Annotated in this window: 10 protein-coding genes; 6 read left to right on the top strand and 4 right to left on the bottom strand. The window is 40.7% G+C overall.

Annotation, left to right across the window (positions count from 1 at the left end):
- Positions 1–101 precede the first annotated feature (101 nt).
- A complete protein-coding gene (locus tag L6471_RS00115; RefSeq protein WP_237797187.1) occupies positions 102–1,496 on the bottom strand; it encodes a glycoside hydrolase family 28 protein in 1,395 nt (464 codons plus the stop codon).
- A 288-nt stretch (positions 1,497–1,784) separates the two neighbouring features.
- On the opposite strand from L6471_RS00115, the gene L6471_RS00110 reads away from it, so the two are divergent.
- The 4 genes from L6471_RS00110 (at position 1,785) to L6471_RS00095 (ending at position 8,666) form a co-directional block, all read left to right on the top strand.
- On the top strand, positions 1,785–2,618 hold the full coding sequence (locus L6471_RS00110) for a nitroreductase family protein (RefSeq protein ID WP_237796957.1): 834 nt from the start codon (positions 1,785–1,787) through the stop codon (positions 2,616–2,618).
- 26 nt (positions 2,619–2,644) lie between these two features.
- Positions 2,645–2,929, top strand: a complete 285-nt coding sequence (locus tag L6471_RS00105) for a putative quinol monooxygenase (protein WP_237796956.1) — start codon at positions 2,645–2,647, stop codon at positions 2,927–2,929.
- A 296-nt stretch (positions 2,930–3,225) separates the two neighbouring features.
- Positions 3,226–4,737, top strand: a complete 1,512-nt coding sequence (locus L6471_RS00100; RefSeq protein ID WP_237796955.1) for a hypothetical protein — start codon at positions 3,226–3,228, stop codon at positions 4,735–4,737.
- 473 nt (positions 4,738–5,210) lie between these two features.
- A complete protein-coding gene (locus L6471_RS00095; RefSeq protein ID WP_237796954.1) occupies positions 5,211–8,666 on the top strand; it encodes a rhamnogalacturonan lyase family protein in 3,456 nt (1,151 codons plus the stop codon).
- Between the two features lie 48 nt (positions 8,667–8,714).
- Here the strand turns inward: L6471_RS00095 and L6471_RS00090 are convergent, their stop codons facing one another.
- Positions 8,715–8,924, bottom strand: coding sequence for a sirohydrochlorin cobaltochelatase (locus L6471_RS00090; protein ID WP_237796953.1), 210 nt, complete (start codon positions 8,922–8,924; stop codon positions 8,715–8,717).
- 387 nt (positions 8,925–9,311) lie between these two features.
- On the opposite strand from L6471_RS00090, the gene gloA2 reads away from it, so the two are divergent.
- Complete coding sequence (gene gloA2, locus L6471_RS00085) at positions 9,312–9,701, top strand: SMU1112c/YaeR family gloxylase I-like metalloprotein (protein WP_006281665.1); 390 nt, start codon at positions 9,312–9,314, stop codon at positions 9,699–9,701.
- 58 nt (positions 9,702–9,759) lie between these two features.
- Positions 9,760–10,314, top strand: a complete 555-nt coding sequence (locus tag L6471_RS00080; protein ID WP_051214665.1) for a DUF5715 family protein — start codon at positions 9,760–9,762, stop codon at positions 10,312–10,314.
- 171 nt (positions 10,315–10,485) lie between these two features.
- Here L6471_RS00080 and L6471_RS00075 read toward each other — a convergent pair whose 3' ends face one another.
- Positions 10,486–12,462, bottom strand: a complete 1,977-nt coding sequence (locus L6471_RS00075) for an alkyl/aryl-sulfatase (RefSeq protein ID WP_237796952.1) — start codon at positions 12,460–12,462, stop codon at positions 10,486–10,488.
- 57 nt (positions 12,463–12,519) lie between these two features.
- Positions 12,520–14,169 (bottom strand): arylsulfatase, encoded by a 1,650-nt coding sequence (locus tag L6471_RS00070; RefSeq protein ID WP_237796951.1) that lies wholly within the window; start codon positions 14,167–14,169, stop codon positions 12,520–12,522.
- Positions 14,170–14,325 lie beyond the last annotated feature (156 nt).

The following is a 14,325-nucleotide window of genomic DNA, read 5'->3' as shown; positions in this document are numbered from 1 at the left end:
TTTTCTGTCAGCCTTTTTCGTTTCATTTGCTATTAAATAAGTAATAATACATATCTGTTCCTATAAGCATATAGGGGTATGGTTGATGATTAATTACGAAACTAAAAGATCTTGTCCTTAGCAGATACCTGAGTAGGCGTACCTGCCGGTTTACCGATATGGCATTCACCTAATTGGACATCCTTAACATTCTCGAAACTGATGCCTGTAGAAGCTTCACCCACCTCGATTGCATTAAAAGATACATGCTGAACCGGTTCGGCACTTGTACCTTGCAACACCAAAGCTGCAGCTCTCACCTTGCGGGCGCTCAAGCCATCCACATACAAATGCTCAATCGTAGAGAAATGCATGCTCTCTTGACCTTCACCGGCATATCGACTGGTAACATAAAATAGATCTTCTACTTCATCAAACTTACAGTTGTTGACAAACAGATGACTGACGAAGCCGCCTCTATCCGGATTCGTCTTGATGAAAACGCCTCGTTTACAATAACCAGCATAATCGCAATTCTCGACGAACACATTGCGAACACCAGCCGACATTTCACTGCCAATAACTACAGCATGAAGACCCTTAAAATGACAGTTGCGAATAACGATATTCTCTGCCGGACACGCATCATGCCAACCATCATTATCACGACCACTCTTAATGGCTACGTTGTCATCACCATTATTGAAGTGAATATCTTCGATAAGGATATTTCGCGACATCTCTGGATCGATACCATCATTATTCACCAATTTGGCATCATAACGGAGTCTACGACAAATAATATTCTCGCTCTTGAGCAGATGGATGCACCAGAAAGGTGAATTGATAATTTTGACACCCTCGAGTGTAATATTCTTACTCTGATACAACTGAATAAGTTGTGGACGAAGCCATTGCCCCTGCCCAAACTTGCGTTGCACTATCGGAACCTCCTCATGATTTTGCTGTCTGCTTAAGAGTTGAGCAGGTTTCTGTTTAGGTCGCCAGGTGGCAAATGTTGTCATCGCATTACCATCAATCGTACCCTTACCCGTAATTGCTACATTTTCTACCTGATAGCCATAAATGAAAGGCGAATGATTGTAGAGGAATGTACCTTCCCAACTAGTATTCACCATAGGATAATACTTTGCATCGGGTGCAAATTTCAACACAGCACCCTCCTGTAAATCGATACACACATTACTCCTCAACACAATCGGACCACAGAGATAATACGTACCCTTCGGCACAATAATCTTGACACCTTTCTTTGCAGAGGCCCTATGGATGGCTTTGTTGAAAGCAGGCAAACAGTTATATGTACCATTATTACGGGCACCCATCTTCAGAATATTAATTTCTTGAACGTTTTTCGGTGAATTACCCTTCAATGGATTCGCAATCGATGCACCTGATATGCACGACAGAATACTATCACGAAGCGCTATGCGACGCTTCTGAATAGACTGTTGACAGACCTCAGATTGACTACTTACTATCGGTAATTGGGCCATAGCGGAATGAGACAGGAAACATAAAAAGAGACTAAGTCCTAATCGTGTAAGTTTGTTACAAATACGTAAAATCATAATCGTTGTAGTTTTTGTGGCCGTAAAGATACAAAATAAAATGCAATTGCAGGCTATACCCACCCAAAAGCCTTGTTAAATGTTTAACTCATGACACTGCCCTACTAAGCAGAAACTCGTTAAAAATCATTTATATCCTCTGCGATATCCATTTAATAAATTATCTTTGCATCATCAACATATAATGTTACAATACAAAAACAATTAGAAGATATGACAACTATCAGAATTAACCCAGATTCCTGCATTAAATGTGGGAAATGTACCAAGGTATGTCCTGCAAACATTTTCGAACAAGAGGAGAAGGGATATCCTATTACGATTTGCAAACCTGAAATCTGTATCGTCTGTGGCCATTGCTTAGATGTTTGTCCTACAGGGGCAATCAAACACAGCGAGATCTCAGCTGATAAAGTTCACCCCATCAACTACGAGAATATGCCATCGGCAGACCAGCTAATGGAACTCATTCATGCCCGTCGCTCGAATAGAACGATGAAAGGGGCACCAGTTCCGACCGATAAACTCGAAAAGATAGTGGAAGCAGGTCGCTATGCACCAACAGCACGAAATACGCGTCAGGTTACAATTACGGTCATCAATGATCCTGAAAAACTCAAACAAGTTCAGGAGTTTACCATCAATACTTTCGGCGATATGGTGAAGAAATTGGAGAATCCGTTTGTAAAACTATTTATGAAGGCGACCCATCCAGAATATTATGACTTTATCCCAGCCTTCTATGGCATGAAAAAGGCGTATGAAAATGGTAAGGATCCTATCCTTCGCAACTCTTCGGCCATCATTGCTTTCACCACTCCTACTGATGACTTTGGTGAGAAAGACAGTAACCTGGCTTATCAAAACGCATCACTCATGGCTCAGGCTCTTGGTGTGAGTCAGGTGTATCTAGGATTTGTAAGCACTGCATATGCCAAAGGTAACCAGAAACGTATCAAGGAAATTCTTGGTGTAGAGGGAGACATCCATGCACTCATGGGACTGGGTATTCCAACCATGAGATATACCAACTATACAGAAAGATAATATTCACATCTAAAAAATCAATCAACATGATAAGAATTAATGCATTTATTCGTCTGAAAGACGCCGCTGATGCCGAACAGGTAAAACAAATTGCTCAGGAACTCGTTGCCCAGTCTCGTAAGGATGAGGGTAACATAGCCTACGATCTTTTCCACAGTGCAACTGATCCACAGAACATGATGTTCTGCGAAACATGGGAAAATATCGAAGCCTTAAAAGCACACGAGAAACAGCCACACTTCACAACCATTGTTCCCCAAATCAGCAAGTATACTGATGGACAAATGAAGCTGGAAAAGTTTGAATTCTAAGGTAGAAACCAATAATCGATAAGCCTCGAAATCTAAAGGATTTTCGAGGCTTATCTGTACATGACCAGGACATAATTTCTATCCCTTCAATCTTCATGAATTTCCTAACTCAATCCACTAATTCCAACCTTTCCCTCTTCATTGCTACAATAGTATCGACGGTAATGAAGCCGATGCTCATACCGAATCTGGCCAAAAAAAGTATTCATATCGCCCCTAGAATGAAATAGGCTGAAGATTTGCAAAATCAGCGTAATCATTTGCCTAGTCCATCAGAAAGATGTAATTTTGCACACATGCGAGAAGAAATTAGTCCCGACCAACTCGAAAGATTGAAAAAAATCAAGGCTGCGGCCTTTGCCCGACTTCGTGCCTCTGAAAAAAAATCAGAGCTGACGGTACAGACGAGTGAATCTAAGCGATTTGCTCCCACTATTCGTAAGCATGAGTCTAATGGTCTGGGCAATACCATTTTATCTAACCAACTCGGTATAGACACAACCCGTAACCGACGACAGAATCTTGAGCGAATACATGCCAAGGCTATTCGCATCGATATGGAAATTAAAAATATGGACGATTTCCTGGAATATCTCCAGACTCGTGAGCCTCGCAGACAGAAACGTCAACGCTATCAGCAGTCGATAAAAGATATCTCGGGGCTACAGACTGTAGCTGACCAGCGGTCTACTTTTATTAGTAAGGAATCTTATCCGGTAGATGCAGAACATGTAGAACTCTATATCAATGGTAAACCGAGTTCTGATTTTGCCATCAAGACGCGAAAATATCAGAACTCGATAGAACTGTATCTTGACTATACCAAGAAAAAGAAATATGTACCCGAAAAGCATTTGGTACGTGATGAATCAAGAAGACCTGTAGTTAAACAAGTTAGCAAACCTGTAGAAGAAACGGTTTCGCCTCAACAGGGCAAGCGTCATATATTTGGCACCATGGTGAATCTCGATGGATTCTATCAGTGGCTTCGCAACGGTCGGAAATTTCCAGAATCAAAAGAAAATACTAAAGAGGCTGTAAAATATTTGAATAAGTCTGACAAGACTCGCAGAAATGTCTTCGAGCGATATTCTACTGTAGAAGAAACGCAAGATACCGTACATATTCATGTGGCTATACCTAATATCGAGGAAATGGAAAACCAGAAATTGCTCGATGCCCACAATATTCTACAAGATATTCTGACCATTATTCACGATGAACTATATATCGGCCTATTCAGTGAAGACAACATTGTGGTACAAGAATTGCATCATCTCTGCAAAGATCTGTCACAAATGAAAGCTCTTCAACGTTTTCTCAAACTGGAGGAGGAAGCCTCGCCGACCGATACCATTATTGTAGATGGTGTTCCTGTATCTTTCTATCTGAAATATTCGATAGAAGAACTTTCACAATGCGGTAATGGCCAGCAACAAGATTGTCGCTTCAAGCCGATGCCTGCCGAAATTCTGATTTCAGAAGACCAAAAGAAAGTAATGGTGAAGTCTACGTTAAGCAAATCGATAATGGTCTTCACTACCAGTGATGAAAGTTGGTTTTTAGTTGCCTATTTTCTCCATCGTTTTTTGAGTTCCAAGTGCCGTTATAAGCGAAGTCTTCCGCCACTTCACATCCTTCATTCTCTAGGCGTTACCGGTCTTTACAAGCTCTACAGCAATGGTTTCAAAAATCAATATTATCCTTTCAACTGGATTTATATCCGGAACACCAAAGACGAACGACAGAATTATTTCGTAAAAACTTTAGAACAAATCTTTCCATCAAAGGATAACGCTAATGGCTGAAACGTGTTTACTGATAATTAAGTTCGTTTAGTTTTCTAAAAGACACAAACAAACTATCAAACCTGATCTATTTCGTCAGGAACACATTAAACAGGCCAATTTCTTATCCCGAACAGGGGGTAAGTTTGTTTTTCTTCATAGCCAATATCAATATACTTCCACATGAATTCTATCATATCTGATTTTATTAATGTGTCATTTGGTTTCCACTTCATTTTTAAAGAATCTTATTAGTAAACGATCAACGAACTACTAAATAGGCTAATTTTTGATAAATACTATAATTTTTGATATTCTCACGAAAAAAATTTGATACAGAGAATACAACTTTGAATAAAATTATTTTAATTTGTTCCTTAAGAATGTTTCAGAAGAATAGAATAATTAGCTACTATTCTTATATTTAAACAGATTGATATAACCTAATTCATATTTAATAATTTTTACTAATAATCTACATGTCTAAAAAAAACATGATGAGACGATTCTTGCCATGGCACGCTCGTCTAAAACACAGACTTACGATGTCTGCCTTGCTGTTGATGGCCTCAACAGGTGTTATCCATGCACAGCGTATGACCGATGCTCTAGATAGAGGACTGGTTGCTGTGTATCGTACTAATGGGACTAACGAAGGTACCTTTCTGAGTTGGCGCGTTCTGCCCAATGAGTACTTCGATGTAACTTACAATGTGTACCGCAATGGAACCAAACTTAACAGTAGCCCTCTTCAAGTGTCTAACTTTGTTGATACCAATGGATCTCAAACGGCTTCGTATACCGTAACTGCTGTGGTAAAAGGTGTCGAACAGACAGCTTGTACTGCTGTTACGCCTTGGCTGAGCGCTCTACAGAAGTATACCACTCGTACTTATGCCGGATATCTAGACATCACCTTGCAGAATGTATACTCTAAGGCTGATCATTCTGATATTACCAGTGATTATTCACCTAACGATGCATCTGTGGCTGATCTGGATGGTGATGGTGAATTGGAAATTATATTAAAGCGACTAAATACGGCCGATGCTGCTAATCTTTATCGAGCTACCAATACGGACTATGCTATTATCGAAGCATACAAGCTCAATGGACAACGACTCTGGTGGATAGACTGTGGCCCTAATATGGTAAGTCTGAACAGTACAGAGATTAATGCCGTAGCTTATGACTGGGATCAGGATGGAAAAGCCGAAGTTCTACTGAGAGGCGCAGACGGTATGATAATACACAAAGCAGACGGCAGCACTCAGGTCATCGGAAATGCCAGTGTGAATACCCGAAGCGTATTTGCAGGTGCCACGTCTGCTCAATACGCATGGACACACACTGGTAATGAATATCTCATCTATATGAACGGACAAACAGGTGCTACCTATCAGGTAACCGATTATCCACTGAAGCGACTGGAGAGTGGTGAAACAGATGAAAAGACGGCATGGGGCGACAATTATGGCCATCGAAGCAGTAAATACTTCTTTGGCGCTCCTTTCCTCGATGGACGAAAGCCTAGCATCTTTTTGGCTCGAGGAATCTACACTCGCGAGAAAATGATAGCACTCGATGTAGACCCTATCAGCCACAAACTTACTACCCGATGGACCTGGAACTGCAATGATGCAAGCAGCAGTTGGTATGGACAGGGATATCATAACTTCACTGTAGCAGATGTAGACTGGGACGGACGAGATGAAATCGTATACGGTTCAATGGTCATAGACGATAATGGTAACGGTCTTTCGACAACGGGATTAGGCCATGGCGATGCACAGCATGTGAGCGACTTCAATCCTTATATTCATGGACAGGAAATGTTTGCTGCCAACGAAGACCAACCGGCTTGTAACTATCGTGATGCTACAACATCAAATATTTATTACCGCCTCACTGCATCGAACGATGATGGTAGAGCACTGATGGGTAATTTCTCTAACAATTATCATGGCGCTCAGGGACGAAGTACCATTTCGCCGATGATTAGCAGTATTACCAATGCAAGCATCAATAACGATTTCATCGCCTGGAGCGATCTGAACGCACGTATTTATTGGGATGGCGACTTACTTGAAGAAATACTCAATAGTCCTGGAACTGCTAAAGAGGCTAAAATAGATAAACCTGGTACAGGACGTATGTTTACTTCTTCAGGATGTAACATGAACAATGATTCCAAGAACAATCCTTGTTTTCAAGGTGACATCTTAGGCGACTGGCGAGAAGAGATTATCTTGCGCCACGGATCCAATGGCTTGCGCATTTACACGACAGCCATTCCAACAGACTATCGCATACCTACTTTATGGGCCGACCATCAGTATCGACAAAGCGAAGTGTGGCAAATGTGTGCTTACAATCAGCCTCCTCACGTAAGTTATTTTATCGGGGAGGCTGAAGGTATTACTATAGCACCACCACCATTGACCAATAGTGGGCGAAAAGAAATAGCTAACGGTGGAACCATCAACAGCAGTCATAACAACCAGCAGATCATGCTGGCTGAAACAGGTAATATGACGGTTAATGTATCTGGAAATGCCAGTCCTTGGGTCGTATACGACAATGCACCAACATGGGTACAAGGCCATAATAATAATGCTGTTATCACCAAGACGACCTATACCCACACCATTACTGGTGGAGCCTTCACAGGTAGCACACGTCTGGTAAAACAAGGCGACGGTTTTCTTGCCCTGCCTAATGTAACCCAGACCTATACGGGCAACACGGATATCTGGGCTGGTGGTCTTATCTTTGACGGAACAATGCAAAACAGTCGGGTATGGCTTAACCGATTTACGGCATTGAAGTCTACCGGCGGAAGGTTCAATCGAGGCATCACTATGGAATATGATGCTAAACTTATTCCTGGGGGTAGTAATGTCAAAGCTGAAATGTATGCACGCTCCCTTACGATGAATTTCGGCAGTCGTGTAATGTATGATATTTATTCTGATGATATCACGGCCGATCAGGTAAATCTAGACACTCTCAGTATAAATACTGTAAACTGGACGGATGGTCCAACCTATCTGAAACCAGTATTCCAGTTTATTAAGCATAATCAAAGCGGACAGAGTACCCCTACCGCAGGAGCCTACTGTTTAGGTAAGGTTGGCACTATCAATGGTTCACTATCCGATATCATCGTAGAAGGTCTCAACGGAGTATCATATCAACTTGCCCACAACGGACAGTCACTTTATCTCTTAATAGGAAATGCTGAATTACCTCAAGCTTCAACTGTAGCCAACGAGAGCGAAGGAGTCATCACCTGGACTTTCAATCAAGGTACAGCCAATCAGCAGGCTACACTTAGCAATAATTGGACCAATTATGTTACTACAAATGTAACTAATGGTACAGGATTGACTTATAGCGGTACCAAGAGTGTAAGTGGACTGACAGAAACCCTTATAGGTGTAACCACAAATAATGTGACTGCAGCTGATGAAACCAACAAGCTCTCATTTATCGTAACACCTGTTAATGGATGCCAACTCAACATTACCAAGATTGAGTTTACAGCATCACGAATCGGAACAGACGGAGGCAAAATAGACGTCAGTTGGGCAGGAAACAAGATTGCATCTGCGCTCTACCCTACCCGAAATAGTTCTTCGCCAGCATACACCACCTATAGTTACGACGTAACTACAAGCGATGCAACAGCAGGCCATAAGCTAACACTGAATATCTACAACTTGGGGATTACCAAGCAGATAGGACTAGCCAACATAAAACTTTATGGCACATTGACCCAATCTGTCGGTGCGAAGATGAATAGCATCGGCCAGCAAATTACCGGTATTGAATCCATCCATAAAGATGATACTTCCGAAAAATGGTACACGCTGAGTGGTGTTCGCATCACAAAGCCAACCCGGAATGGTGTCTACATCCGGAATGGCAAAAAGGTAGTTATCAAGTAACATGACAATAGAGTGGCTATTACTAATATGGTAATAACCACTCTTCGTTTATAGCGAATTCTGAACGATAAAACGCTGTTGTACTTCCGGTATTTCGAGCAGGCCTTCCTGAATGATTCTTACCGTATATCCCTCTTTTTCAAGTGCATTTTTCCACACACCCTGTATATCCTGTAACGCATGATTTCCTGCTATGAGGAGTAAAGGATAGAGTACTACCTTATGCTTTTTCTTTTTGTGAAGTATTTTTAAGATCATATAAAAATATAAAAAAATATACTCACTTTTCGGTATTGTACGAAGAATATTATCGCTTTATCTTTGCAACAGTATTAAAACTTATTCTACTAAATATATTACGTTACACAAAACTGACAACACTACCTCTACAATGATTTCTCGTAATCACTATATGGTCTTGCTTGCCTCGAGAATATCGGCCCGATGTCAAACTCATCAGCCCCATTTTCTGGCGAGCGAGGCCTTTCATACGACAATGGTGAGCACTATAGATGAAACTACTGTTACAGAGAATAAGACTCTCTGATCCATACCAGCATCATGCAGAATACTGGGCTTTACCTCAAGAATATCAGTTTTCTCTGAATTTGCAGAAATACAAAATTATTATTATATTTGCGGTCTATGCTGAAATTAAATCAAGTACATCATATTGCAATTATCTGTTCTGACTATGCACGCAGTCTACAGTTTTATACTAAAGTCTTAGGCTTTAAGATTATTGCCGAGCATTATCGACAGGAACGACAGTCGTATAAAACAGACTTAGCATTAGGAAAACAGTATGTAGTCGAACTCTTTTCTTTTCCTGATCCGCCATCACGTCTTACACGACCAGAAGCCACAGGTTTACGTCATCTAGCTTTTGAGGTAGATGATATCGACGTAGCTGTAGCAAGTCTCGATCAGGATGGTATATCACACGAACCTATTCGGATAGATGAATACACCCAGAAACGCTTTGTCTTCTTTGAAGATCCAGACAGACTGCCTATCGAACTTTATGAGAAATAGGAAAAACTACTGGATAACCGCGACAACCCTGATCCTACTATCTGCCTGTTCATTAAACATGAATGCCCCTATTACCAACTATAGTTCGACATTCAATGATCTTAATAACGTACAGCTGGAAGCTGCTAAGAAAAAGGGTATCGTTCCCGTGAAAACAAATCGTAGTCTGAAATACGAAGACCACAACTTATATATCGTACAAGACTGTGAATATTTTGGTGTGGACAAACTTACCTATTCTCATCCATACGTCACAAAAAATACAGCCAAGCTGATGGTACACATCGGCCAGGATTTTCAAAAACTTCTTCACAAAAATGGTTATCGAAAACATAAGATCATCATCACCTCTGTGCTCAGAACTGATGAGAATATCCAGGCCTTACGCCAAGTAAACCAAAATGCAGTTTGGAACTCAGCCCATCGCTATGCCACCACTTTTGACATTACCTACATACGCTTTTACCGACTATCCACAGAAGGTAAACCGGCATCCAATCAGGTATTAAAGGAGACACTGGGCAAGGTTCTCCGACATCTACGCCAAAAAGGTAAATGCTATGTAAAATATGAGGTAAACCAACACTGTTTTCATCTGACAAGCAGAAAATAAGAAGATACTGTTCTTCTCCCTTTTTATCAGAGAAAAAAGGAACACATATCAGACTGTCAATTCCTAAATCGTTAGATATAAATACTGTTGCCGATTTAACATCCTTAATAAATGGAAAAAGATTTTTTTAAAATTCTAGATTTTTTTCAACAGATAATTATAAAAAACACATTAATGCAACGTATAAGAAGCCTGAGGCTCCACAATATTAAAATTGGTCTGAGGCTGCTCGATGTGAGACAAAAACTCATTTAACCGCTCGATATCCCCTTCTACTTTCAGTTTATTCTGACTTCGAAGATGCTCCACATTCGTTTCATTTGTAAAGAGTGTAAACAAATCACCCTTAGTTATCTCCAATGTGACATCAGACTTTTCTATCCATGAACCCTTTCTGTTAGAGAGTACTCCATTCTTATAAATAACAGATAACATCTCTTTTGAATCTGTGACAAATATATTGATATTAAGGTCGTTTTGGTCATAGGCATAGCCATTGATACGTGTAGCAATCACATCGAAAAACTGATTGGATGACAAAGCTGAAGAAAGATATCGCTTGCCAAACGTTTTTACGTTGTCTTTACTCAACAACTCTTTAGCCCCCGTAAGATAGAAATTACGCCAAGGTGCACTCTCTGCCTGATATCCCAACTGCGTATAGGCTGAAGCCAAAAGATTACGAGCTTTTTGACAAGACGGATTAGCAAAGACTACTTTATTCAATAAGGTAGAAGCCCATCTATAATCTCCCTGGTCATAAGCTTTCTGAGCAATAGCTACCGCTTTATCCTCACCACCAATAGCCTCCACTATTTTCTTGCTTTCTATGGCTGGGCTCAATGGGTTCAGGTTGGCCGGATTACCATCAAAAAAACCAAAATACAGTTCATATTGCGAACGGGCATTGAAACTTACGCTACCATAATATTCACGATCTGCAGAGTAACTAGCCAAAGCTCGAGGCAACTTGATATAATGAGAAATGTCATCTGGAGTATAGCCTTTGTTAGCTAGATAAAGCGTATGGTCATGAATGTATCGATACAAATCACGCTGCTTCTCCCAATATGTTACGACATTCTTATTATCCCACACAGGCCAGTTGTGAGAACCTAATGAAACTTCCACATCATTGCCATATTTACTGATAACATTGTCGATATACTTGCTCCAAAGCAGACCATTACGTATTTTAGCACCACGTGGGGTAAGCAAATTATGCAAAGTGTGATTGATATCTTCTGCAGATTGCAAAGCATGATATTGAGGAATATACACCAACATTTCAGACGGAGCCTCAGAATCAGGAGCCGACCAGAAATCTAACTGCAATCCATCGATGACTATCGATTCCTCAGATTCTGCTATTTCACGAGTAGCGGGAAGAAGCGTATTGGTGAAAGACGTTTGGCTTAAGCTGCTACCTAAACCCGCTGTAACAAAACCTTTAGCATTTCGAGGAAGAGTACCCCCAAACATAAATTTACTATGTGCTGACATCGGTATACCAGCTAGAACATTCTCGGTCTGAGAATTATTAAAATAGTCTTGCGGCGCTATTATTGGAATCGAGTCTGATAAATTTGTTCGCGACTGAAGTATACCCTGTAAGCCACCAAAATGGTCGATATGAGAATGGGTGATGACCACTGCACGCAAAGGCAAATCGCCGATATGCTGTTTCAACAGACTATAGGCCGTCTGAGCAGATTCACTAGATGTGCCTGTATCAATAACGATAACACCCGTTTTGCTTCGGATAAAAGTAATATTAGCAATATCAATACCACGCACCTGCCATATTTTATTTGGCACTACTTCATATAACCCTGTCAGGCTATTCAGTTGTGCTTGGCGCCACAATACCGGATTAACAGTAGCAGGAGCCTCTCCTTTCAGAAAATCCCAAGAATGTAAATCGTAGAGCTGCTTACCATTCACTTTTGGATTAGTCTTTACATCCAAAGTAGCTATAAATCCACGTTTTGCATCTTTAAAATCCTGATTGCCAAAAGCAGCTGCTACATGGGCTATAGAATCATTAAAGGCCCGGGTATATTTTGATGGTTCTGCACTATACTGAGCCAAAACAACAGACGGAAGAATCCATGCGAAAAACGATACTAATAGTGATTTTTTTTTCATCGATAAAACTAATTTTTTAGGAAATGAATCAACTAATTACAGAAAATAATCCAATGATTACCAACGAAAATGTGGCCACCCACTTGGATATGGATATTTCACGTGATTTTGCTTAGCCCAATACAGCCATTCCTGTTTCAATCTACGTAACACTTCAGGATGTTCTGTTGCTACATTGTGATTTTCTGCTCTATCATTTTCTATATCATAGAGTTCATCACCAATCTGATCCTCTACATGGATATACTTCCATTTGCCATCACGTACAGCTCTGTTTCCAGCCCATTCCCAGAACAAGGGCTCTCCACGTTGTACGGTATCCGTTTTTCCATAAAGTACAGGCAACAAACTCTTACCAGACAACTGCTGTATCTGATGGCCTTGATATTCTGCAGGGTATTTTGCCTTGGCCAAATCATAGAATGTAGGTGCGATATCTATCAGATGAGCGACACCGTCTACAATGGTATTAGCCTGAATGTGTCCTGGATACCAAGCTATGAAAGGTGCACTGATACCACCCTCATAAGGAGCTGCCTTATAATCGCGAAATGGCGAGTTACCCGTTTGAGACCAATTACTATTCTGCATATACCACGAACCAGGTGCACCTACTTCACCACTCTGTTTTTCCTGCCAAGCACGAGCATCACTACCACCCTGAGCTCCATTATCTGAAATAAAGATAATTAAAGTGTTCTTATCTTGCTTTATTTCTTGAAGTTTGTCGAGCACACGCCCGATCTCCTGATCTACACGATCAACCATAGCTGCATAAACTTCCTGACGCTTTTCGTAATCAGCCTTCTCACTATCTTGCAATGTATTCCAAGCTCTCACCTTACCATCATGCGATGTAAGTTGGGTACTTGGAGCTATGACGCCTTGTGCTTTGGCATTCTCATAACGCTTAACCCGCAACGAGTCCCAACCGTCATGGTATACCCCCTTATATTTCTGAATATCTTCTGGCAAAGCCTGTAACGGCCAATGAGGAGCATTGAAAGCCAAATAGAGAAAAAATGGATTTTTCTTCTTGCTTGCTTCTGATATAAATTCTAGAGCATTATCAGTTATCTTATCAGTAAGATACTCCCCTGGCTTCAGCTTATAAGGTTTATTATCCTTATAGAGTTCCACAGCAAATCGTGCGTTGGCGTTCTCACCTGCATCATAATATCTACTGGCACCCCCCAAGAAACCAAATGATCGATCAAATCCTCGCTGACTTGGCCATTGTGACTGATCTTTATCACCTACATGCCATTTGCCTGAAATTAGAGTCGTATATCCGGCTTCATGGAGCACTTCACCAAATGTAAGCGACTCACGATTAAGATATCCCTGATAATTCGGATCACCTAAATCAACATTGAAAAAACCCATACCCGCATTATGTTGATACTGTCCTGTTATCAACGAAGCTCGAGTAGGAGCACTGATAGAGTTATTATAAAACTGACGGAAGCGGATTCCTTCCTGAGCCAACCGAGTAAGATGAGGGGTATGGATATCAGAGCCTCCATAAGGAGCAATATCCGAAAAGCCAAGATCATCTACCATTATCAATATGATATTAGGACGAGCCTCAGATTTTTTAGCTTGAGTATGCGCCGATACACTGAATGGAGTCAGTGTTGATACAGCACTTAAGGTAAGCATGCTTACCTTACTATTCCAATAAAAAGAATTGCCTTTTATATTCATACTTATTCACAAATAAAGATTAATTTTAGCTACAAAGGTAAAGCAAAATACGCAGCCATACTATCGCATTTTTGGGGTATTTTATATCACCATTTTTCATTATAGTTGGTTATCCTGAATAACAAATGTTTGTTATCATCTGTGTGTTGATCTGTT

Source organism: Segatella bryantii, assembly GCF_022024215.1.
GTDB classification, from domain to species: domain Bacteria; phylum Bacteroidota; class Bacteroidia; order Bacteroidales; family Bacteroidaceae; genus Prevotella; species Prevotella bryantii.
Note: the sequence above shows the minus strand (reverse complement) of the source record. Positions and strands in the feature narration are given on the sequence as shown.

Excerpts from the sequence above, each read along its gene's own strand:
- L6471_RS00115 (WP_237797187.1), bottom strand. The coding sequence starts at position 1,496 with ATGGCCCAATTACCGATAGTAAGTAGTCAATCTGAGGTCTGTCAACAG.
- L6471_RS00105 (WP_237796956.1), top strand. The coding sequence starts at position 2,645 with ATGATAAGAATTAATGCATTTATTCGTCTGAAAGACGCCGCTGATGCC.
- L6471_RS00070 (WP_237796951.1), bottom strand. The coding sequence starts at position 14,169 with ATGAATATAAAAGGCAATTCTTTTTATTGGAATAGTAAGGTAAGCATG.
- L6471_RS00110 (WP_237796957.1), top strand. The coding sequence starts at position 1,785 with ATGACAACTATCAGAATTAACCCAGATTCCTGCATTAAATGTGGGAAA.
- L6471_RS00095 (WP_237796954.1), top strand. The coding sequence starts at position 5,211 with ATGATGAGACGATTCTTGCCATGGCACGCTCGTCTAAAACACAGACTT.
- gloA2 (WP_006281665.1), top strand. The coding sequence starts at position 9,312 with ATGCTGAAATTAAATCAAGTACATCATATTGCAATTATCTGTTCTGAC.
- L6471_RS00075 (WP_237796952.1), bottom strand. The coding sequence starts at position 12,462 with ATGAAAAAAAAATCACTATTAGTATCGTTTTTCGCATGGATTCTTCCG.
- L6471_RS00100 (WP_237796955.1), top strand. The coding sequence starts at position 3,226 with ATGCGAGAAGAAATTAGTCCCGACCAACTCGAAAGATTGAAAAAAATC.
- L6471_RS00090 (WP_237796953.1), bottom strand. The coding sequence starts at position 8,924 with ATGATCTTAAAAATACTTCACAAAAAGAAAAAGCATAAGGTAGTACTC.
- L6471_RS00080 (WP_051214665.1), top strand. The coding sequence starts at position 9,760 with ATGAATGCCCCTATTACCAACTATAGTTCGACATTCAATGATCTTAAT.